Origin of the sequence: Flavimobilis rhizosphaerae (assembly GCF_014852685.1) — a bacterium.
GTDB classification, from domain to species: Bacteria; Actinomycetota; Actinomycetes; order Actinomycetales; family Cellulomonadaceae; genus Flavimobilis; species Flavimobilis rhizosphaerae.
In genome coordinates, this window is the sequence record NZ_JACZDF010000001.1 from 649,358 (window position 1) to 668,854 (window position 19,497).

General features: G+C 72.4%; 16 protein-coding genes. 6 read left to right on the forward strand and 10 right to left on the reverse strand.

Annotation, left to right across the window (positions count from 1 at the left end; translation table 11 throughout):
• The first annotated feature begins 1 nt into the window (after position 1).
• Positions 2 to 1,009 carry a prephenate dehydrogenase gene (locus tag IGS67_RS02790; protein WP_407925801.1) on the forward strand — a complete coding sequence of 336 codons (1,008 nt, stop codon included), beginning with the start codon at positions 2 to 4 and terminating at the stop codon, positions 1,007 to 1,009.
• Positions 1,010 to 1,073: 64 nt separating this feature from the next.
• Here IGS67_RS02790 and IGS67_RS02795 read toward each other — a convergent pair whose 3' ends face one another.
• Positions 1,074 to 1,346 carry a putative acetyltransferase gene (locus IGS67_RS02795; protein ID WP_328741374.1) on the reverse strand — a complete coding sequence of 91 codons (273 nt, stop codon included), beginning with the start codon at positions 1,344 to 1,346 and terminating at the stop codon, positions 1,074 to 1,076.
• 104 nt (positions 1,347 to 1,450) lie between these two features.
• Here IGS67_RS02795 and fdxA point away from each other — a divergent pair, with 104 nt between their 5' ends.
• Both fdxA and IGS67_RS02805 read left to right on the forward strand, forming a co-directional pair.
• Positions 1,451 to 1,771 carry a ferredoxin gene (gene fdxA / locus IGS67_RS02800; RefSeq protein WP_102510398.1) on the forward strand — a complete coding sequence of 107 codons (321 nt, stop codon included), beginning with the start codon at positions 1,451 to 1,453 and terminating at the stop codon, positions 1,769 to 1,771.
• Between the two features lie 147 nt (positions 1,772 to 1,918).
• On the forward strand, positions 1,919 to 2,815 hold the full coding sequence (locus tag IGS67_RS02805) for a hypothetical protein (RefSeq protein WP_192277579.1): 897 nt from the start codon (positions 1,919 to 1,921) through the stop codon (positions 2,813 to 2,815).
• A gap of 7 nt (positions 2,816 to 2,822) precedes the next feature.
• Here IGS67_RS02805 and cobA read toward each other — a convergent pair whose 3' ends face one another.
• From cobA to IGS67_RS02830, 5 genes are all read right to left on the reverse strand, one after another.
• Entirely contained in the window at positions 2,823 to 4,100 is a 1,278-nt protein-coding gene (gene cobA, locus IGS67_RS02810) for a uroporphyrinogen-III C-methyltransferase (protein ID WP_328741375.1), read from the reverse strand.
• 139 nt (positions 4,101 to 4,239) lie between these two features.
• A complete protein-coding gene (locus IGS67_RS02815; protein WP_192277581.1) occupies positions 4,240 to 5,571 on the reverse strand; it encodes a sulfate adenylyltransferase subunit 1 in 1,332 nt (443 codons plus the stop codon).
• A gap of 55 nt (positions 5,572 to 5,626) precedes the next feature.
• Positions 5,627 to 6,571, reverse strand: a complete 945-nt coding sequence (gene cysD / locus IGS67_RS02820) for a sulfate adenylyltransferase subunit CysD (protein WP_102510401.1) — start codon at positions 6,569 to 6,571, stop codon at positions 5,627 to 5,629.
• Positions 6,568 to 7,386: a phosphoadenylyl-sulfate reductase gene (locus tag IGS67_RS02825; protein WP_192277583.1), complete on the reverse strand. Its 819-nt coding sequence runs from the start codon at positions 7,384 to 7,386 to the stop codon at positions 6,568 to 6,570. The genes cysD and IGS67_RS02825 overlap by 4 nt, the downstream gene beginning before the upstream one ends.
• The gene (locus tag IGS67_RS02830; RefSeq protein WP_192277585.1) at positions 7,383 to 9,110 is read right to left on the reverse strand and encodes a nitrite/sulfite reductase; all 1,728 of its coding nucleotides are present in this window, start codon (positions 9,108 to 9,110) and stop codon (positions 7,383 to 7,385) included. The genes IGS67_RS02825 and IGS67_RS02830 overlap by 4 nt, the downstream gene beginning before the upstream one ends.
• 256 nt (positions 9,111 to 9,366) lie before the next feature.
• Here IGS67_RS02830 and dapC point away from each other — a divergent pair, with 256 nt between their 5' ends.
• A complete protein-coding gene (dapC, locus tag IGS67_RS02835; protein WP_192277587.1) occupies positions 9,367 to 10,503 on the forward strand; it encodes a succinyldiaminopimelate transaminase in 1,137 nt (378 codons plus the stop codon).
• A 258-nt stretch (positions 10,504 to 10,761) separates the two neighbouring features.
• A complete protein-coding gene (locus IGS67_RS02840) occupies positions 10,762 to 12,060 on the forward strand; it encodes a citrate synthase (RefSeq protein ID WP_192277589.1) in 1,299 nt (432 codons plus the stop codon).
• Between the two features lie 169 nt (positions 12,061 to 12,229).
• Here the strand turns inward: IGS67_RS02840 and IGS67_RS14470 are convergent, their stop codons facing one another.
• The gene (locus tag IGS67_RS14470; RefSeq protein ID WP_099052597.1) at positions 12,230 to 12,304 is read right to left on the reverse strand and encodes a 50S ribosomal protein bL37; all 75 of its coding nucleotides are present in this window, start codon (positions 12,302 to 12,304) and stop codon (positions 12,230 to 12,232) included.
• A gap of 134 nt (positions 12,305 to 12,438) precedes the next feature.
• Here IGS67_RS14470 and IGS67_RS02845 point away from each other — a divergent pair, with 134 nt between their 5' ends.
• The gene (locus IGS67_RS02845; protein WP_192277591.1) at positions 12,439 to 13,524 is read left to right on the forward strand and encodes a type IV pilus twitching motility protein PilT; all 1,086 of its coding nucleotides are present in this window, start codon (positions 12,439 to 12,441) and stop codon (positions 13,522 to 13,524) included.
• Between the two features lie 76 nt (positions 13,525 to 13,600).
• On the opposite strand, the gene IGS67_RS02850 is transcribed toward IGS67_RS02845, so the two are convergent.
• The 3 genes from IGS67_RS02850 to IGS67_RS02860 all read right to left on the reverse strand — a co-directional run bounded on the left by IGS67_RS02850 (position 13,601) and on the right by IGS67_RS02860 (position 19,252).
• Positions 13,601 to 14,200 (reverse strand): GDSL-type esterase/lipase family protein, encoded by a 600-nt coding sequence (locus tag IGS67_RS02850; protein ID WP_328741376.1) that lies wholly within the window; start codon positions 14,198 to 14,200, stop codon positions 13,601 to 13,603.
• Positions 14,201 to 14,277: 77 nt separating this feature from the next.
• Positions 14,278 to 15,258 carry an aldo/keto reductase gene (locus tag IGS67_RS02855; protein WP_192277593.1) on the reverse strand — a complete coding sequence of 327 codons (981 nt, stop codon included), beginning with the start codon at positions 15,256 to 15,258 and terminating at the stop codon, positions 14,278 to 14,280.
• A 160-nt stretch (positions 15,259 to 15,418) separates the two neighbouring features.
• Positions 15,419 to 19,252: a multifunctional oxoglutarate decarboxylase/oxoglutarate dehydrogenase thiamine pyrophosphate-binding subunit/dihydrolipoyllysine-residue succinyltransferase subunit gene (locus IGS67_RS02860; RefSeq protein WP_192277595.1), complete on the reverse strand. Its 3,834-nt coding sequence runs from the start codon at positions 19,250 to 19,252 to the stop codon at positions 15,419 to 15,421.
• Between the last annotated feature and the right edge of the window lie 245 nt (positions 19,253 to 19,497).

The following is a 19,497-nucleotide window of genomic DNA, read 5'->3' on the forward strand; positions in this document are numbered from 1 at the left end:
CGTGTCCTCCGACGCGGCGGCTCCTCGGGAGGGGGTGCCGGTGCGTCGCGTCGGCGTCGTCTCCCTCGGGCTCATCGGCGGCTCGGTCGCGCGGCGTCTCGTCGCGGCTGGCGTCGAGGTGCACGCGTGGAACCCGTCGCTGCCGGCGCTCGAGGCCGCGGCGGTCGACGGCGTCGTGCCTGCGCGCACGATCGCCGAGCTCTGCGCGGCGGAGCCCGACGTGCTGCTGCTCGCGCCGCCGCTGCGCGCGATGGCGGACGTCGCGCACGAGGTCGCCGCGCACGTGCGCGGCGGGACGGTCGTCACGGACGCCGGCTCGGTCAAGGGGGCGGTCGCGCGCGTCGTGCGCGAGGCCGGTCTCGCCGCACGGTTCGTGGGCGCGCACCCCATGGCGGGGACGGAGCAGGCAGGTTACGCGGCCTCGGACGCGACGCTGCTCGACGGCGCCCGGTGGGCGCTCACGCTCGAGGACGACACGCGGCTCGACGCGTTCTGCCGCGTCGCGCAGCTCGTCACGGGACCGCTCGGCGGGGTCGTGAGGGTGACGACGCCCGCGGTGCACGACGAGGCCGTTGCGCTCGTCAGCCATGTCCCGCACGTCGTCGCGAGCGAGCTGCTGCGGCTCGTCGGCGGCTCGGACCACGCGGACCTCGCGCTTGCGCTCGCGGCGGGGTCCTTCCGCGACGGAACGCGCGTCGCGGGCACGCACCCGCGCCGCACCGAGGCGATGGTGACGGACAACGCGGCCGCGGTCGCGCCCGTCCTGCGGCGAGCGGCTGCGGACCTCGTGGCGCTCGCGGAGCGGCTCGAGGCGGGGGAGCCGGTCGGTTCGTTCTTCGACGACGCGGCGGCGGTGCGCGCCGGGGCCCGCGTCGCGGGTCCGGACGACGCCCGGACGACGCTGACGCTCGACCCTGCGACGTGGCAGGCGGAGCTCCTCGCGCACCCGACGTCGCTCGTCGTCGGGGCCGATGAGCGCACGCGCACCCTCACGCTCACGAACCCCTGACGTCCCGTCCGACGCCATCCATCCGACTCGTCGGCCCGGAGCACCGCTCGATGGTGCTGGAGCCCTACGAGTCCGTGGGGGATGCCGCGTCGGGGGCGTGGCGCGGGCGACGCCGCGCGGGAGGCGGCGGTACGGGCTTGCCGATCGCGATCTCCGCGCCCGGCACCTCGACCTCCTCGCCCGATCGGGTCCGCAGGACGAGACCCGACGCGTCCGTGCGGACGATCTCGCCGAGGATGTCGGTGTAGCGGTGGGTGTCGCCCGAGATCGTGCGGCGCACCATGACGCGGGTCCCGACGGTCCAGGAGCGCCACGGGGGAAGGTCGGGGGAGGTCACGGACCGATTCTAGGACGACCACCCTGCGGACACCTGGGGCCTGGTGTCCGCAGGAGGGCGTCGGCGGGGGATACTGGAGCCTGAACTTTCAAGGAGGTCGGACCGTGACGTATGTGATCGCGCAGCCCTGCGTCGACGTCAAGGACAAGGCGTGCGTCGAGGAGTGCCCTGTCGACTGCATCTACGAGGGCAACCGCTCGCTGTACATCCACCCCGACGAGTGCGTCGACTGTGGTGCCTGTGAGCCTGTCTGCCCCGTGGAGGCCATCTACTACGAGGACGACGTCCCGGAGGAGTGGAGCGACTACTACGGCGCGAACGTCCACTTCTTCGACACGCTCGGCTCGCCGGGCGGTGCCGCGAAGATGGGTCTCATCGACATGGATCACCCGCTCATCGCCGCGCTCCCGCCGCAGGCGGAGTGACGTCGCGCCCCGTGGGGCGCTGAGACTGGGCGCAGGAGCCGGACCGTCGACCGACGGTCTGGCTCCTGCTGTCTGCGCGTGCGGCGTGACGGTCCCGCATCGCGGAACGGTGCGCACGGCATGCCGGGCGAGGCAGACGATCGGGACGTGAATCTCCTCGTCGTGGGACGGGGCCCCGTGGCCCAGGTCCTCGCAGCCTCCGCCCGCCGCTCGACCGAGGTCGTCCTCGCGACGCGGGACGACGTCCCAGGCGTGATCGACCTCGACGTCGCGCGCCACGGCCGCGAGCCACGGCCGTCCCGGCGGACGACGCTGCCGACGCTTCCGCTCGCTGAGGCGTCCGCGCGCTCGTGGGACGTCGTGCTCACGACGGCGCCGGTCGACGCGGCCGCGCTCACGTCGCTGCTCGCGGCGTCGCCCGGCGCTGCGCTCGCGTCGGTCACGCAGGTGCCGTCCGAGGCCGACGCCCTCGCACAGGCGGCCGCCGGCCGGCCGTGGGGCCTTGTGGCACCGGGCTTCCTCGCGCAGGGGAGGGAGGCGGTGCGTTGGTGGCAGCCAGGCGGGCTGGGCGTCGGGCTCGCAGGGGAGGCGGCCGATGCGCTCCGGCTGGCCCTCGACCCGCAACGGCTGCGCCTCAGGGACGTCCCGGCGTTTGCTCCGCTGCACGCAGCCGTCGTCCCCATGGCGGCGGTCGCGGTCCTCGAGGCGCACGGGTGGCACCGGGGACGGGCTGCGGCGGACGCACGGCGCGTCGTCGCAGTCGTGCAGGAGGCGGGGCAGGCGCTCGCGGTCGCGTACGGCGGGCGGCCAGCGCGGGCGGCTGCGCCCGTCGTCTCGGCGGTCCTGCGGCTCCTGCACCGTGTGACGCCGTTCGACGTCGACGCGTACGCGCGCGACCACTTCGGGCGGCACGGCGCGCAGACGCGCACGCTGCTCGCCGACTGGGTGCGCCTGGGCGAGTGCTTCGACCGGCCGGCACGGACGACGGCCGCGCTGCTCGCCGAGCTGTGCGTCGCCGACGAGAGGCGCGCTGCGGCCGTCTGACGTCGGGTCAGGCCGGCCCGGCCCACCCGGGCGCGCGCGTGACGACGTCTCCGACGACGGTGATCGCGGGTGCACGGACGCCTGCCGCGTTGGCGATCTCCCCGATGGTCGCGAGCGTGCCGAGGGTCGTGCGGGCGCGTGGGCCGTAGCCGTCCTCGAGGACGGCGGCGGGCGTGTGCGGGTCTCGGCCGCGGGCGACGAGCTCGGCCGCGGTCGTCCTGAGCCGGCCGAGCCCCATGAGGAGGACGAGGGTGTGGTCGGGGGCGTCAGGCACGGTGCCGAGGTCGTCGTGGCCGGTGAGCACCGTGAATCCGCGGGAGAGGCCGCGGTGCGTCACGGGGATGCCGGCGGCGGCGAGGACGGCGATCGCGCTCGTCACGCCGGGGACGACCTCGACGGGGACGCCGGCGGCCGCGCACGCGTCGAGCTCCTCGCCGCCGCGCCCGAAGACGTAGGGGTCGCCGCCCTTGAGTCGCACGACGCGCGCGCCGTCGAGGGCGCGCGCGACGAGCAGCGCGTTGATGTCCTCCTGCGGCACGGGGTGCGTGCCGGCGGTCTTGCCGACGTCGATGACCTCGACGTCGTCGCGCGCGTGCTCGAGCGCGGCGCGCGGCGCGAGCCGGTCGAGGACGACGACGTCGGCGCGCGCGAGGAGCTCCGCGGCACGGAGCGTGAGCAGCCCGGCATCTCCGGGACCGCCGCCGACGAGCGCAACCTCTCCGACGCCGGGTGGGGCGGGGACGGGCGTCGCCGGCGGGGCGGCGGACAGCGGCGAGGGTGTCGTGCTCCTCGCGGCGCGGTGGCGCGGTGCGCTGATCGTGCCGTCGCGCAGGGCGTGCGCGACCTTGTCGCGCAGCTCCATGGCGCGGCGCGGGTCGCCGCCTGCGCTCACCGTGACGGTGACGTCGTCGACGCGCGCGGCGGCGGGCACCCACAGGCTCGAAAGGGTGCGGTCGTCGGCCCGGCCGAGCCACACGCGTGCGTCCTCGGCGTCGGCGGCGACGGCCTCGTCGATCGCGGGCACGCCCGTCGCAGTGTGCGCGAGCCATGCGCCGTCGAGGTCGCCGGTCGCATAGGGACGCTGCTCCCAGCGGAGCTCGCCGCGGGCGGCGGCGCCGGTGACGTCGGCGCTCGCGACGGGCGCGACGACGGTGACGTCGGCTCCCGCGCGGACGAGCGCGAGCGCGCGTCGGGTGCCGACGGGGCCTGCGCCGACGACGACGCAGCGGCGGCCCGCGACGCGCAGCATCAGCGGGTAGGCGGGGTCGGTCGTCGAGCTGTCCACGATGCCTCCGGGGTGGGTGTGGCGGGCGTGCGCGATCTTACCGACCGAGCGTTCTCGACCGCGTGGTGACCCGGCCGGCCCGTGCGGACGGCCGACGGCGCACGACGCGGGTGCGTCGTGCGCCGTCGGGCCGGGCCGCTCAGATCGCGAAGTCGGCGGGGCGGTCGCCGGGGAAGCGGGCAGCGGCGAGCGCGTCCCCGACCATGCCGGCAGCGAGAGTGAGGCCGTCGGCGGGGTCGATGACGCAGAACGCGCCGGTGCGGCGGTGCTCGGCGTACTCCTCGGCCGGCACGGGCGACGCGAGCCGCAGCTGGACGCGACCGATGTCGTTGAGCTCGAGCGTGTCGCCCGGCACGAGGTGCGCGGCGTCGAGGTCGAGTCGCCCGACGACGTCGCGGACGACCGCCTGGACGACCTTCGTCGTGTGCTTGACGAGGACGCGCTGCCCGGCGCGCAGCGGCTTCTCGCCGAGCCACGCGAGGGTCGCGGTGACGTCCTGCGTGAGTGCGGGGACGTCGTCGGCGGCAACGATCGTGTCGCCGCGCGCGATGTCGATGTCGTCGGTGAGGCGCAGCGTCACGGACTGCGGGGCGAACGCCTCGGCGAGCGGACCGTCGGCTGTGTCGATCGCCTCGACGAGCGTGCGCTTGCCCGACGGCAGGACGACGACCTCGTCGCCGGGACGCACGACGCCCTCGGCGATCTGGCCCGCGTAGCCGCGGTAGTCGACGTGCTGCGGGTCGCGTGCCGCGCCCTGGGGGCGCAGCACGACCTGCACGGGGAAGCGCAGGTGCTGCGCGGTGACGTCCTCGCCGACGGGCAGGTCCTCGAGCAGCTCGAGGAGGCTCGGCCCGTCGTACCAGGGGGTCGCGTCGGAGCGGTCGACGACGTTGTCGCCGACGAGCGCGCTCACGGGCACGGTGTGGATCGCGGGGACGCCGAGGTCGGCGGAGGCCGCGCGGATCTCGGCGGCGAGCTCGGCGTAGCGCTCGGCGGAGTAGTCGACGAGGTCGATCTTGTTGACGGCGACGACGACGTGCGGGACGCGCAGCAGGGAGGCGACCGCGAGGTGGCGGCGCGTCTGCTCGAGGAGGCCCTTGCGGGCGTCGATGAGGAGGACGACGGCGTCGGCCGTCGACGCACCGGTCACGGTGTTGCGCGTGTACTGGACGTGCCCGGGGCAGTCGGCGAGGACGAACGCGCGGCGGGCGGTCGCGAAGTAGCGGTAGGCGACGTCGATCGTGATGCCCTGCTCGCGCTCGGCGCGCAGGCCGTCGGTGAGGAGCGCGAGATCGGCGCCGTCGAGGCCGCGGTCGCGCGAGACGCGTTCGACGGCGTCGAGCTGGTCGGCGAGGACGGACTTGGAGTCGTAGAGGAGGCGGCCGACGAGTGTCGACTTGCCGTCGTCGACGGAGCCGGCGGTCGCGAGGCGCAGGAGCGTCGCGGACGCGGGGAGGGTAGCGGTGCTCACGGGAGGGTCTCCTTGGCGACGTGCGGGGCGGGGACGGCGGGGCGGGGGTGCGGCATCAGAAGTACCCCTCCTTCTTGCGGTCCTCCATGGCGGCCTCGGAGATGCGGTCGTCGGCGCGGGTCGCGCCGCGCTCGGTGATGCGAGTCGTCGCGACCTCGGCGATGACGTCGGCGACGGTCGTCGCATCCGACGAGACGGCACCCGTGCACGACATGTCGCCGACGGTGCGGTAGCGCACGACCTCGGTGCGGACGGACGCGGCCTCGGCGTCGGTGCGCGGCGCCGAGTACGGGCCGACGGCGAGGAGCATGCCGTCGCGGTCGAAGACCTCGCGCTCGTGCGCGTAGTAGAGCCCGGGCAGCGCGATGTTCTCGCGCTCGATGTAGCGCCACACGTCGAGCTCGGTCCAGTTCGACAGGGGGAACGCGCGGACGTGCTCGCCCGGGCGGTGTCGCCCGTTGTAGAGGTTCCACAGCTCGGGCCGCTGGTTGCGCGGGTCCCACTGCCCGAACTCGTCGCGCAGGGACAGGACGCGCTCCTTGGCGCGCGCCTTCTCCTCGTCGCGGCGTCCGCCGCCGAAGACGGCATCGAAGCGTCCGCCGGAGATCGCGTCGAGCAGGGGCTGGGTCTGCAGGGGGTTGCGAGTGCCGTCGGCACGCTCCTGGAGGCGCCCGTCGTCGAGGTAGTCCTGGACGGAGGCGACGACGAGACGTAGGCCGAGCCGCTCGACCTCGGCGTCGCGGTACGCGAGGACCTCGGGGAAGTTGTGCCCGGTGTCGACGTGGACGACGGGGAAGGGCACGGGCGCGGGCCAGAAGGCCTTGGCCGCGAGGTGGAGCATGACGACGGAGTCCTTGCCGCCTGAGAAGAGCAGCGCGGGCCGCTCGAACTCGGCGACGACCTCACGGATGATGTGGATCGCCTCGGACTCGAGGAGGTCGAGGTGGCTGAGGGTGTACGGCGCGGCCTGCACGGCAGGGGCGTCGGTCGTCGTCGTCATGCGTGGAGCCCACATTCTGTCTTGTCGAGCCCGGCCCAGCGGCCGGAGCGCGGGTCCTCGCCGGGGGCGACCCGGCGGGTGCACGGTGCGCAGCCGATCGACGGGTAGCCGTCGTCGAGCAGCGGGTTGATGAGCACCGCGTGCTTCGCCGCGTAGGCGAGGAGGTCGTCGAACGACCAGGCGGCGAGAGGGTTGATCTTCACGAGGCGGTTCTTCTCGTCCCAGGTGACGAGCGGCGTGCCCGTCCGGGTGGGTGCCTCGTCGCGGCGGACGCCCGTCACCCAGGCCTCGTAGCCGCCGAGGGCGGCGTGGAGGGGGGCGACCTTGCGCAGCGCGCAGCACAGTCCGGGGTCGCGCTCGTGGAGGCGCGGTCCGTACTGGGCGTCCTGCTCGGCGACGGACTGCGACGCGGTGACGTCGACGACCGTGATGGGCATGCTGCCCGCGGCGGCGTCGCGCGTGCCGAGGGTCTCGGGGAAGTGGTAGCCGGTCTCGAGGAAGAGGACGTCGACCCATGGGGCATGCTGCGCGACGACGTGGGGCAGGACGAGGTCGGCCATCGAGCATGCGACGGCGAGGAGGTCGCCGAACGTCTCGGACGCCCAGGCGGCGACCTCGTCCGCGCTGGCCTCGCGGCCGTCGGCGGGGGAGAGGAGCGCGGCACCTTGCGCGGCGAGCTTCTTGAGCTCGTCGTCGGGGCGTCGCGGCGTGGCCCGCGCGGCGCGCTCGGCAGCGTGCGTGGCACGCGCCTGCTCGTGCGCGGCGGCGCGGGCGCGGCCGGCTGCGCTGAGCGCGGCGAGGTCGGCGGCGCTCACTGGAGCACCTCGTCGTCGACGCGCAGCGCCCAGTCGGCGAAGGTCTCGTCGCCCTCGTGCTCGTCGTCGTAGCGGCGGACGACGCGCTCGACGTACTCGGCGACCTCGTCGGCCGTGACCTTGAGGCCGCGGACGGTGCGGCCGAGGCCGCCCTCCTCGCGGCCGTGGCCGGAGAGCCCGCCGCCGAGGTGCACCTGGAAGCCGGCGACCTGCTCACCGTCGGCGGTCGTGACGATCTGGCCCTTGAGGCCGATGTCGCCGGTCTGGGTGCGGGCGCACGCGTTGGGGCAGCCGTTGACGTTGAGGGTGATCGGGGTGTGGTCGCCGCGGTCGAGGCGGGTCTCGAGGGTCTCGACGGTCTGGCGGGCGAGGCCCTTGGTCTCGACGATCGCGAGCTTGCAGTACTCGATGCCGGTGCACGCGATGGTGCCGCGGCGCCAGCCGCTCGCCTCGGTCTCGAGGCCGGTCGCGCGCAGACCCTCGACGAGGGCGGGGACCTGCTCGCCGGGGACGTCGAGGACGAGGAGCTTCTGGTACGGGGTGAGGCGGATGCGGCGCGAGCCGGCGGCCTCGGCGAGGCGTGCGGTCTCGAGGAGCGTCGTCCCGGAGACGCGGCCCACGTAGGGGGCTGCGCCGACGTAGAAGAGGCCGTCCTTCTGCTCGTGGACGCCGACGTGGTCGCCTGAGCGGGGCGCGGGGGCGGGCGCGGGGCCGTCGGCGAGGGCGTAGCCGAGGTACTCGGTCTCGAGGATGTTCCGGAACTTCTCCGTGCCCCAGTCGGCGAGGAGGAACTTCAGTCGGGCCTTGTTCCGCAGCCGGCGGAAGCCGTAGTCGCGGAAGATCGAGGTGACGCCGACCCAGACGTCGGCGACCTGGTCCTCGCGGACGAACGCGCCGAGGCGCTCGGCGAGGCGCGGCTGTGCGGAGAGGCCGCCGCCGATCCAGATGTCGTAGCCGGGGCCGAGCTCGGGGTGGACGACCCCGACGAGGCCGAGGTCGTTGATCTCGTGGACGACGTCGAGGCTCGGGTGTCCGGTGATCGCGGTCTTGTACTTGCGCGGCAGGTTGGAGAACGACGGGTCGCCGATGTAGCGCTCGACAATCTCCCCGATGACCGGCGTGGGGTCGATGATCTCGTCCTTGGCGATGCCTGCGACGGGGCTGCCGAGGATGACGCGTGGCACGTCGCCGCACGCCTCGGTCGTCGTGAGCCCGACGGACTCGAGGCGCCGCCAGATCTCGGGGACGTCGCGGACGTCGACCCAGTGGAGCTGGATGTTGTGGCGGTCGGTGATGTCGGCGGTGTCGCGTGCGAAGTCGACGGAGATCTGGCCGATGACGCGCAGCTGCTCGGTCGTGAGGGCGCCGCCGTCGACGCGGACGCGCATCATGAAGTGGTCGTCGTCGAGCTCGTGGGGCTCGAGGGAGGCGGTGCGGCCGCCGTCGATGCCGGGGCGGCGCTGCGTGTAGAGGCCCCACCAGCGGAAGCGCCCGTGGAGGTCTTCCTTGCTGATGGACTCGAAGCCGCCGGCGGCGTAGATCGTCTCGATGCGCTCGCGGACGTTGAGGCCGTCGTCCTTCTGCTTGATGACCTCGTTGGGGTTGAGGGGCTCGGTGCCGTCGATCTTCCACTGGCCCTGGGGTCGGGTGGAGCGCGAGGGCTTGGCGACGCCGCGCGAGGCGCGAGGCGTCGCCTCGGCGGCGCCGGGTGCGGTCGTGGTCATGATGTCCCCTCGGTCGGTGCGTGGTGCGTGGTGCGTGATCCAGAACCTAGGAAGCGAGGATCCCCGGAACAACCCGTCCCGCCATCCGGGACGACTTGATCTGACTCCCTGTCGCCCCGCTGACCCTCGCCCCTGTCTCGCGATCAGGTACGGCGGGGGGTTCTGAGGTGGTGGGGCCGTAGGGTTGCCGGGTGACGGACGGCAGGGTGACAGCGGGCATCGGGTGCGCGCCTGCGTGCACCTGCGAGGAGGATGTATGGGCCTGAGCCCGCTCACCGGCATCGACTTCCCCTGGGATCTCCTCGAGCCCGCCAAGGCGAGGGCCGCCGCGCACCCGGACGGGATCGTCGACCTCTCGGTCGGCACGCCGGTCGACGCGACCCCGGACGTCGTGCGCCGCGCGCTCGAGTCCGCGTCCGACGCGCACGGCTACCCGCTCACGGCGGGGACCCCGGCGCTGCGTGCCGCGATCGCGGGCTGGTTCGCGCGCCGTCGAGGCGTCGAGATCATGCCTGACGCGACCCTGCCGACCGTCGGCTCCAAGGAGCTCGTCGGCCTCCTGCCGTCGATGCTCGGCCTCGGAGCGGGCGACACCGTCGTCCATCCGGCCGTCGCCTACCCGACGTACGAGGTCGGGGCGCGCCTCGCGGGCGCGTCCGCCCTCGCGACGGACGACGTGCGCGACTGGGACGGACGCGAGGGTGTGCGGCTGGTCTGGGTGAACTCGCCGGGCAATCCGCACGGCCGCGTCGCTGACATCGCCGAGCTGCGCGCGGTCGTCGAGGCGGCCCGACGCACGGGCGCGGTCGTCGTCTCGGACGAGTGCTACGCCGAGCTCGGCTGGGGACCCGGCGCCCACGACCCGCGGTCGGTGCCGAGCCTGCTCGACCCGCGCGTGTGCGGGGGCGACCTTACGGGCCTGCTCGTCACGTACTCGTTGTCGAAGCAGTCGAGCATGGCGGGCTACCGTGCGGCGTTCGTCGCGGGCGACCCAGCGCTCGTCGGCGGTCTGCTCGCGCTGCGCAAGCAGCTCGGGCTCATCGTCCCGGCTCCGGTCCAGGCGGCGATGGTCGCGGCGCTCGACGACGACGACCACGTCGCGGCGCAGCGTGAGCGGTACCGGGCGCGGCGTGACCTTCTTGGCGGGGCCTTGGCGATGGCCGGGTTCGTCGTCGACCACTCCGAGGCGGGGCTTTACCTCTGGGCGCGCCCGGTCGGTGAGCCCGTCGACTGCTGGGTCACTGTCGAGCGTCTTGCGGGGCTCGGGCTGCTCGTCGCGCCGGGGGCGTTCTACGGGCCCGCGGGAGCGGGTCACGTGCGGGTCGCGCTCACGGTGAGCGACGAGCGCGCGGCCGCTGCCGCGGCCCGTCTCCATGCGCTCGCCAGAGCATGACGCCGCAGGTCGGGACGTTCGTCCCAGGTTTTGTGACGCTCATCACCTGATTCTGACCCGCAGATGACCCGTGAGGATTGGTCGGCGGCCGCCCCCCGCGGGTACCGTCGACCCAGACGGTCGACGCAGCCCGCCGGAGATGGGGTTCCCAGGTCCGCAGCGCGAACCTCCGCACCCGCGGACGGTTCCGGGAGGTCGTCGACGCTCACGGACGAAAGCGGCCGCAGCCCCCGGGCCACGGCCCCAAGGAAGGACACCATGACCCAGAACGCGCAGACCGGTGTGACGCTCACCGTCGGTCAGGTCACCCAGGACCTCCCCGTCGTCCCCGCGACCGAGGGCAACGACGGCATCGTCGTCTCCTCGCTCCTCGGCACGACCGGCAAGGTGACGCTCGACCCGGGCTTCACGAACACGGCGTCGTGCGAGTCCGGGATCACGTACATCGACGGCGGCGAGGGCATCCTCCGCTACCGGGGCTACCCGATCGACCAGCTCGCGGAGAACTCGACCTTCCTCGAGGTCGCGTACCTCCTCATCCACGGCGAGCTGCCGTCGGCCGACGAGCTCGACGCGTTCGTCACGCGCGTCAACCGGCACACGCTCGTCCACGAGGACTTCCGCACGTTCATGGGGACGTTCCCGCGCAACGCGCACCCCATGGCCGTCATGGCGTCCGCCATCAACGCGCTCTCGACGTTCTACCCGGAGTCCCTCGACCCGTTCGACGACGAGACGGTCGAGCTCGCGAGCGTCCTCCTCCTCGCGAAGACCCGCACGATCACGTCGTACGTGCACCGCCGCTCGATCGGCGAGCCGCTGCTCTACCCGGACTACTCGCGCGGGTACGTCGACGACTTCCTCCGCATGAGCTTCGCGCAGCCGTACATGCCGTACGAGGCCGACCCGATCGTCGTCGACGCGCTCGACACGCTCCTCATCCTCCACGCCGATCACGAGCAGAACTGCTCGACGTCGACGGTCCGCATGGTCGGCTCGGCGCACGCGAACCTCTACGCGTCGGTCGCGGCCGGCATCAACGCGCTCTCGGGCCCGCTCCACGGCGGTGCGAACGAGGCGGTCCTGTCGATGCTTACGGAGCTCAAGAAGTCTGGCGACGACGTCGACACGTACATGACGCGCGTGAAGAACAAGGAGGCGGGCGTCCGCCTCATGGGCTTCGGCCACCGCGTCTACAAGAACTACGACCCGCGCGCGGCGATCGTCAAGAAGAAGGCGTACGCGGTGCTCGACGCCCTCGGTGCGCGCGACGAGCTCCTCGACATCGCGCTGCGGCTCGAGGAGATCGCGCTCAACGACGAGTACTTCATCGAGCGCAAGCTCTACCCGAACGTCGACTTCTACACGGGTCTCATCTACAAGGCCATGGGCTTCAGCCCGGCGATGTTCACTCCGCTTTTCGCGCTCGGCCGCATGCCCGGCTGGATCGCGCAGTGGCGCGAGATGATGAAGGACCCGTCGACGAAGATCGGCCGTCCGCGCCAGGTCTACACGGGCGCCACGGAGCGCTCCTACGTGCCCGTCGGCAACCGCTGATCCTCACGTCCAAGAGCGGGCGCAGGACTGCCACGACGGTCCTGCGCCCGTTGTCGTGTAGCGCCTTCCTTGGGCCGATGCGGGGCCGACGCGCCCGGACGACGAAGGCCCCGGAGCCGATGCTCCGGGGCCTTGCGTGTGCCGTTCTCCGGCCGCTCCGAGCGGATGCTCAGGCGTTGGGGCGCTTGCCGTGGTTGGCGGCGTTGCCCTTGCGGCTGCGACGCTTGCGTCCGCGCTTGCTCATGGTGACTCCAAGTCCCTCGTGTCGTGCTGGCCGTCGTCCATCGTCCCACACCGCGGGCGGTGCGTGCGAACCTGTCCGTCACGCCGGGGTGCGGAGGCTCAAGTCGGACGCTCCAGAGGCCGATACTGTCAAGCGTGAACGCCACGCCGCAGTCCGTCATCCCGTTGCTCCACGCCGTCGTCAAGGCCGAGGCCTCGGACCTCCACGTCAAGGTCGGCTCCGCGCCGCGCGTGCGTGTCGACGGTCGCCTCCGGCGCCTCCAGGTGCCCGTGCTCACGCCGATGGACACCGACCACATGCTCTCGCAGGTCCTGCCGTCGGACCTCGTCGACCAGTTCGAGCGGACTCACGAGGCGGACTTCGCCTACTCGGTCGCGGGGGTCGGCCGCTTCCGTGTCAACGCCTACCAGGCGCGCGGGACGACGGCGATGGTGTTCCGTCTCGTCGGCATGGGCACGTCGAGCCTCGCCGAGCTCGGCGTCCCGAGCATCGTCGGCGACCTTGCGCTCGAGCCGCGCGGCCTCGTGCTCGTCACCGGTCCGACGGGTGCGGGCAAGACGACGACCCTCGCAGCGATGGTCGATCTCATCAACTCTCACCGTGAGGTGAACATCATCACGATCGAGGACCCGATCGAGGTTCTCCACGACGACAAGAAGGCGATCATCTCGCAGCGCGAGGTGCGTCAGGACACGAAGGACTTCTCGACGGCGCTGCGTGCGGCGATGCGTCAGGACCCGGACGTCATCCTCGTCGGCGAGATGCGTGACATCGAGACGGTGCGTGCGGCTCTCCAGGCGGCGGAGACGGGCCACCTCGTCCTCTCGACCCTCCACACGATCGACGCGCAGGAGACGGTCAACCGCATCATCGACTTCTTCCCGCCGTACGAGCAGCTGCAGATCCGCACAGCGCTCTCGCAGATGCTGCGGGGCATCGTCTCGCAGCGTCTCGTGCGGACGGTCGACGACAACCGTTGCCCGTCGGTCGAGGTCATGGTCAACACGGGCCGTACGGCCGAGGCGATCGTCAGCCCTCTCGAGAACCCGCCTCTTGCGGACCTCATCGCGGAGGGCGGCTACTACAAGATGCAGACGTTCGACCAGCACCTGTGCGAGCTCGTCGTCTCGGGTCGGATCACGTACGACGAGGCGATCAGCTCGTCGTCGAACCCGCAGGACCTCACGCTGTCGCTGCGGGGTCTGGGCGTCGAGGTCTGAACGTCCGTCCCTGTCGTGCAGCGAGGCCCCGTCCGGACGGACGGGGCCTCGCTGCGTCGCCGGGGGTTCGCGGAGCTCAGGCGTCGGGGTCGGCGAGGCCGAGCCAGCGGTGCCAGCCCGAGTGGAGGACGAGCCACGCCATGAGGCCGTAGCCGGCCTGCTGGGGGAGGTCGTCGCCACGGCCGGCGAGGTCGGCGTGCCACTGGTCGTGGTTGACGAGGGGCGTGAACGTCTCGACGTAGGGGGCGCGGCGGCGCTGGGCGACGTCGCCGTAGGCGCGTGAGAGGTCGGCGAGGCGTTCGTCGTCGTCGTGCGCCCTGGGCGGGGGCCCGACGACGAGCGTGCGCAGGTGCCGTGCCTCGGCGACGTCGAGGATGTTGGCGAGGTTGAGTCGTGAGCGGGCGACGGAGAGCCCGGCGGTGAGGTCGTGACGTCCGAGGGCGACGACGAGTCGCTGGTCGATGTCGGGGTCTGTCGTGAGCCGCGGCTCGGTCTCGGCCTCCCAGCGTGCGGAGAGGGCGGTCGACGTCTCGCCGGGGACGGCGAGGACGTAGTGCTCGACGTCGACCTCGGTCGTGCGGGCGACGACGCGTCCGACCCAGCCGAGGGCTCGGGGGTCGCCGACGCCGGCGGCAAGCTCGTCGCCGACGACGACGATGCGCAGCTTCCTGGTCACGTGGGGGCCTCCTCGCAGGTTCGTCCCATCGTCACCCGTCGCGCGCGGCGCCGTGGCCGTGACACGCCGCGAGGCGGCTACCAGCGCTCGTGCACCGCGGCGCGGACGTCCCGCTCGTAGATGCGGTGCACGGCGTCGTCGTACGCCGCGGGGAGGGGAGCTGCGGCGCCCGCCGCGGCGTTCGCGCGTGCCTGCTCGGGAGAGCGCGCGCCGGGGATGACGGTGGTCACGCCGTCGTGCTGCGCAAGCCATGCGAGGGCCGCCTGGGCGGCCGTGAGGCCCTCGGGGGCGAACGACGCGAGCTCGGCTGCGGCGGCGACACCCGTCGCGAAGTCGACGCCCGCGAAGGTCTCGCCGACGTCGAAGGCCTCGCCATGGCGGTTGAACGTCCGGTGGTCGTCGGCCGCGAACGTCGTCGTGGTCGTGTAGCGGTTCGCGAGCAGGCCCGACGCGAGCGGCACGCGCGCGATGATCGCGACGCCACGCTCGGTGGCGGTCGGCACGACGTCGTCGAACGGTGCGAGGCGGAACGCGTTGAGGATGATCTGGACGCTCGCGAGCCCGGGGCGCTCGAGCGCCCGCAGAGCCTCGGCACGCTTCTCGACGCTCACTCCCCACGACGCGATCGCGCCCTCGTCGACAAGGGTGCCGAGGGCGTCGAACACCTCGTCGTCCGCGTAGACGGACGTGGGCGGGCAGTGGAGCTGCACGAGCGGCAGCGTGTCGAGCCCGAGGTTGCGACGCGAGCGGTCGGTCCAGGCGCGGAGGTTGGCGAGCGAGTAGTTCTCGTGGAGCTGCGGCATGCGGCGTCCGGCCTTCGTCGCGACGAAGATGCCGGAGTCGGGCCGGGCGCGCAGGAACGAGCCGATGATCTGCTCGGAGCGACCGTCGCCGTAGACGTCGGCGGTATCGAAGAACGTCACCCCTGACTCGAGCGCCGCGTCGAGGACCGCGTGCGCGTCCTTCTCGTCGACTTCGCCCCAGTCGGCGCCCAGCTGCCACGTGCCGAGGCCGATCGCCGAGACCTGCTGTCCGTCGCTCCATCGCTTCGTCTGCATGCTGCGAGCCTATGCCTGACGGCGTGGAGCGGGGACCGCGCACGGGTTGGGGAGGGTCCGGGCCATGCCGACGAGCCGGACGCCCCGCCCCGCAGTCCTGTGACGTGCGGGAGGCCCGCACCCCGGGTGGGGTGCGGGCCTCCGTGGCGCACGGCTCGCGTCAGCGGGTGAACGCCGCCGTGAGGAGCTCCTCGGCCTGCCGCTGGTGCCGCTTCATCGTGCCGGCCGACGGTGACGCCGACGCGGGACGCGAGACGACCCGGATGAGGCGGCCGAGGGCCGTCTGGAGGTTCATCGCCATGAACGGCCACGGACCCTGGTTCTCGGGCTCGTCCTGGACCCACACGAGCTCGGCGTCACCGAACGGCGCGAGGGCTTCGGCGACGGCCTCGGTCTCGAGCGGGTAGAGCTGCTCGAGGCGGACGATCGCGGTGCGCTCGTCACCGAGCTTGGTGCGGCGCGCGAGCAGGTCGTAGTAGACGCGGCCCGAGCAGAGCAGCACGCGGTCGACCCCGTCGGCCTTGGCCGCCATGGTGGCGTCGCCGATGACCGGTCGGAACGTTCCGGTCGTGAAGTCCTCGACGCTCGACGCGGCGGCCTTGAGACGCAGCAGCTGCTTGGGCGTGAAGACGATGAGCGGACGACGCGGACGGTGGTACGCCTGGCGTCGCAGCAAGTGGAAGTGCGACGCGGGCGTCGACGGCTGCGCGATGAACATGTTGTCCTCCGCAGCGAGCTGGAGGAACCGCTCGATGCGGGCCGAGGAGTGGTCCGGTCCCTGGCCCTCGTAGCCGTGCGGCAGGAGCATGACGAGCGAGGAGTGCTGGCCCCACTTCTGCTCGGCGGAAGAGACGAACTCGTCGATGACGATCTGCGCGCCGTTGACGAAGTCGCCGAACTGCGCCTCCCACAGCACGAGGGCGTCGGGTCGCTCGACCGAGTAGCCGTACTCGAACGCGAGGGCCGCGTACTCGGACAGCGAGGAGTCGTACACCCAGAACTTCGCCTGGTCGGGCGTGAGGTAGAGCAGCGGCGTCCACTCGGCGCCCGTCTCGCGGTCGTGCATGACGGCGTGACGCTGGACGAACGTGCCGCGGCGCGAGTCCTGCCCGGCGAGGCGCACTGGCGTGCCCTCGGTGAGGAGCGAGCCGAACGCGAGGAGCTCGCCGAAGCCCCAGTCGATGCCGCCTTCACGCGACATCTGCTCGCGCTTCTCGAGGAGCTGGGCGAGCTTGGGGTGGACGGTGAAGCCTTCGGGCGGGTTGACGTGGGTGCGTCCGACGAGCTCGACGACCGAGCGGTCGATCGCGGTCGTCCAGCCGACCATCGTGCCCGCGTCCTCACGCTGCGACTCGGGGATCTCGAGGCCGCGGACCGCCTCGGTGTGCGCGGGCGGCTGGAAGCCCCCCTCCTTCGCCTCAGCGAAGACACGCTCGAGCTGCGCCTGGAAGTCCTGCGCGACCTGCTCGGCCTCGTCGTCGGTGATGTCCCCGCGCGAGACGAGGGTCTCCGTGTAGAGCTTGCGGGTCGAGCGCTTGGCATCGATGAGGTTGTACATGAGCGGCTGCGTCATCGAGGGGTCGTCGCCCTCGTTGTGGCCGCGGCGGCGGTAGCAGACCATGTCGATGATGACGTCGCGGTCGAACTCCTCGCGGAACGCGAACGCGAGCTCGGCGACGCGGACGACGGCCTCGGGGTCGTCGCCGTTGACGTGGAAGATCGGGACCTGGAGGCCCTTGGCGACGTCGGTCGTGTAGAGGGTCGAGCGCGACGAGCCGGGGCCCGTCGTGAAGCCGACCTGGTTGTTGATGATGATGTGGACCGTGCCGCCGGTGCGGTAGCCGCGCAGACCGGCGAGGTTGAGCGTCTCCTGGACGACGCCCTGGCCCGCGAAGGCCGCGTCGCCGTGGATGAGGATCGGCAGGACGGAGAAGCCGTCGCCGCCGAGGTCGATCTTGTCCTGCTTGGCGCGCACGACGCCCTCGAGCACACCGTTGACGGCCTCGAGGTGCGAGGGGTTGGCCGCGAGGTAGACCTTCGTCGACTCGCCCGTGTCGGTCGTGAACGTGCCCTCGGTGCCGAGGTGGTACTTGACGTCGCCCGAGCCCTGGAACGTCTTGGGGTCGAGGTTGCCCTCGAACTCCGCGAAGATCTGCGAATAGCTCTTGCCGGCGATGTTCGCGAGCACGTTGAGCCGGCCGCGGTGGGCCATGCCGATGCAGACCTCGTCGAGGCCCGCCCGTGCCGCGGAGTTGAGGACGCCGTCGAGGAGGGCGATGAGAGACTCGCCACCCTCGAGCGAGAACCGCTTCTGCCCGACGAACTTCGTCTGGAGGAACGTCTCGAAGGCCTCGGCGGCGTTGAGCCGGCCGAGGATGCGCAGCTGCTCCTCCCGGGGCGTGCGCTCGTAGCCTGCCTCGAGGCGTGCCTGGAGCCACTTGCGCTGCGTGCGGTCGGCGAGGTGCATGTACTCGGCGCCGATCGTGCGGCAGTACGAGTCACGCAGGAGGCCGAGGATGTTGCGCAGCGTGTCCTTCTGCTTGCCGCCGAAGCCGCCCGTGGGGAACGTGCGGTCGAGGTCCCAGAGGGTGAGGCCGTGCGTCTGGACGTCGAGGTCGGGGTGGCGACGGACCCGGTACGTGAGCGGGTCCGTGTCGGCCATGAGGTGACCGCGCGAGCGGAACGCGTGGATGAGCTCGGCGATGCGTGCGGGCTTGGCGGCCTCGACGTCGTCGTCGACCGTGTTGTCGCGCACCCAGCGGACGGGCTCGTAGGGGATGTGGAGCGCCGCGAAGATGCGGTCGTAGAGGCCGTCCTCGCCGAGGAGCTTGGAGCCGAGGATGCGGAGGAACTCGCCCGAGTGCGCGCCCTGGATGATGCGGTGGTCGTACGTCGAGGTGAGCGTGAGGACCTTGGAGACGCCCATGCGCGCGAGGCGCTCGACCGAGGCGCCCTGGAACTCGGCGGGGTAGTCCATCGCGCCGACGCCGACGATCGTGCCCTGGCCCTGCATGAGGCGGGGCACGGAGTGGACGGTGCCGATCGTGCCGGGGTTGGTGAGCGAGATCGTCGTGCCCTGGAAGTCCGCGACCTCGAGCTTGCCGGCGCGGGCGCGGCGGACGATGTCCTCGTACGCGGCCCAGAACCCGGCGAAGTCGAGGGTCTGTGCGGCCTTGACGGAGGGCACCATGAGCTGGCGCGAGCCGTCGGGCTTGGGGAGGTCGATCGCGATGCCGAGGTTGATGTCGGCGGGGTGGTGGACGGCGGGCTTGCCGTCGAGCTGCGTGTAGGACGCGTTCATCGCGGGCATCTCGGCGAGCGCCTCGACGAGGGCGAAGCCGATGATGTGCGTGAACGAGACCTTGCCGCCGCGCCCGCGCGAGAGCGCGTTGTTGATGACGATGCGGTTGTCGACCATGAGCTTGGCGGGGACGGCGCGCACGGAGGTTGCGGTGGGGACCTCGAGGCTCGCCTCCATGTTCGTGACGACGCGTGCTGCGGGCCCGCGAAGCTTCTCGACGTTGTCGGTGCTCGTCGCGGCGGCGGCCGCGTCGGTGCGGGTGACGGGACGCTGCGCGTAGGGCGCGGTCGCGGGGGCCGCCGTCGGCACGGGCGGGACCGGCGTCGTGCCGTGGCCGGCCGGCGGTGTGGGCGAGGGCGCGGTCGCGGGCGTCGCGACGGGGGTGGGCGACGCGGCGGCGGGTGCTGCGGCGGCGGGTGCTGCGGCGGAGGGGGCCGGGCTCACGGCCGGGCGGGCGGCGACGGGCTCGCCCGAGGCCGTGACGGCCGGGGCTGCGGAGGTCGCGGGGGGAGCAGCGACGTCGGACGTCACGGTCGTGCTCGGGCTGTAGTCCGCGAAGAACTCCCACCACGAGGGGTCGACGGAGTTCTTGTCCTGGAGGTACTGCTCGTAGAGCTCGTCGACGAGCCACTCGTTCGCACCGAACGTGGCGCTCGCCCCGCTGATCGACGTTGATTCAGCATTTCCGGACACTTCGCAGATCGCCTCTTCCACTGCACTGGGTGGTCGTGCTCGCACGGTTCGCGCGTGCACGGCATCGGTCGGGACCACACTACGTGGCGGTGCCTGGGGCGAAGAGGGCTCGCGGGGCTCGCGGTCAGGCGGACCTGTGGCCGGGGCAAGATCCGGCCAAAGGGTGGCCCGTCTAGGACCAAGGACTCATCCCTGAGGGCCATCAGTTGGTGAGGTGAGCGCTGGAGTGTGATGCATCTCACATT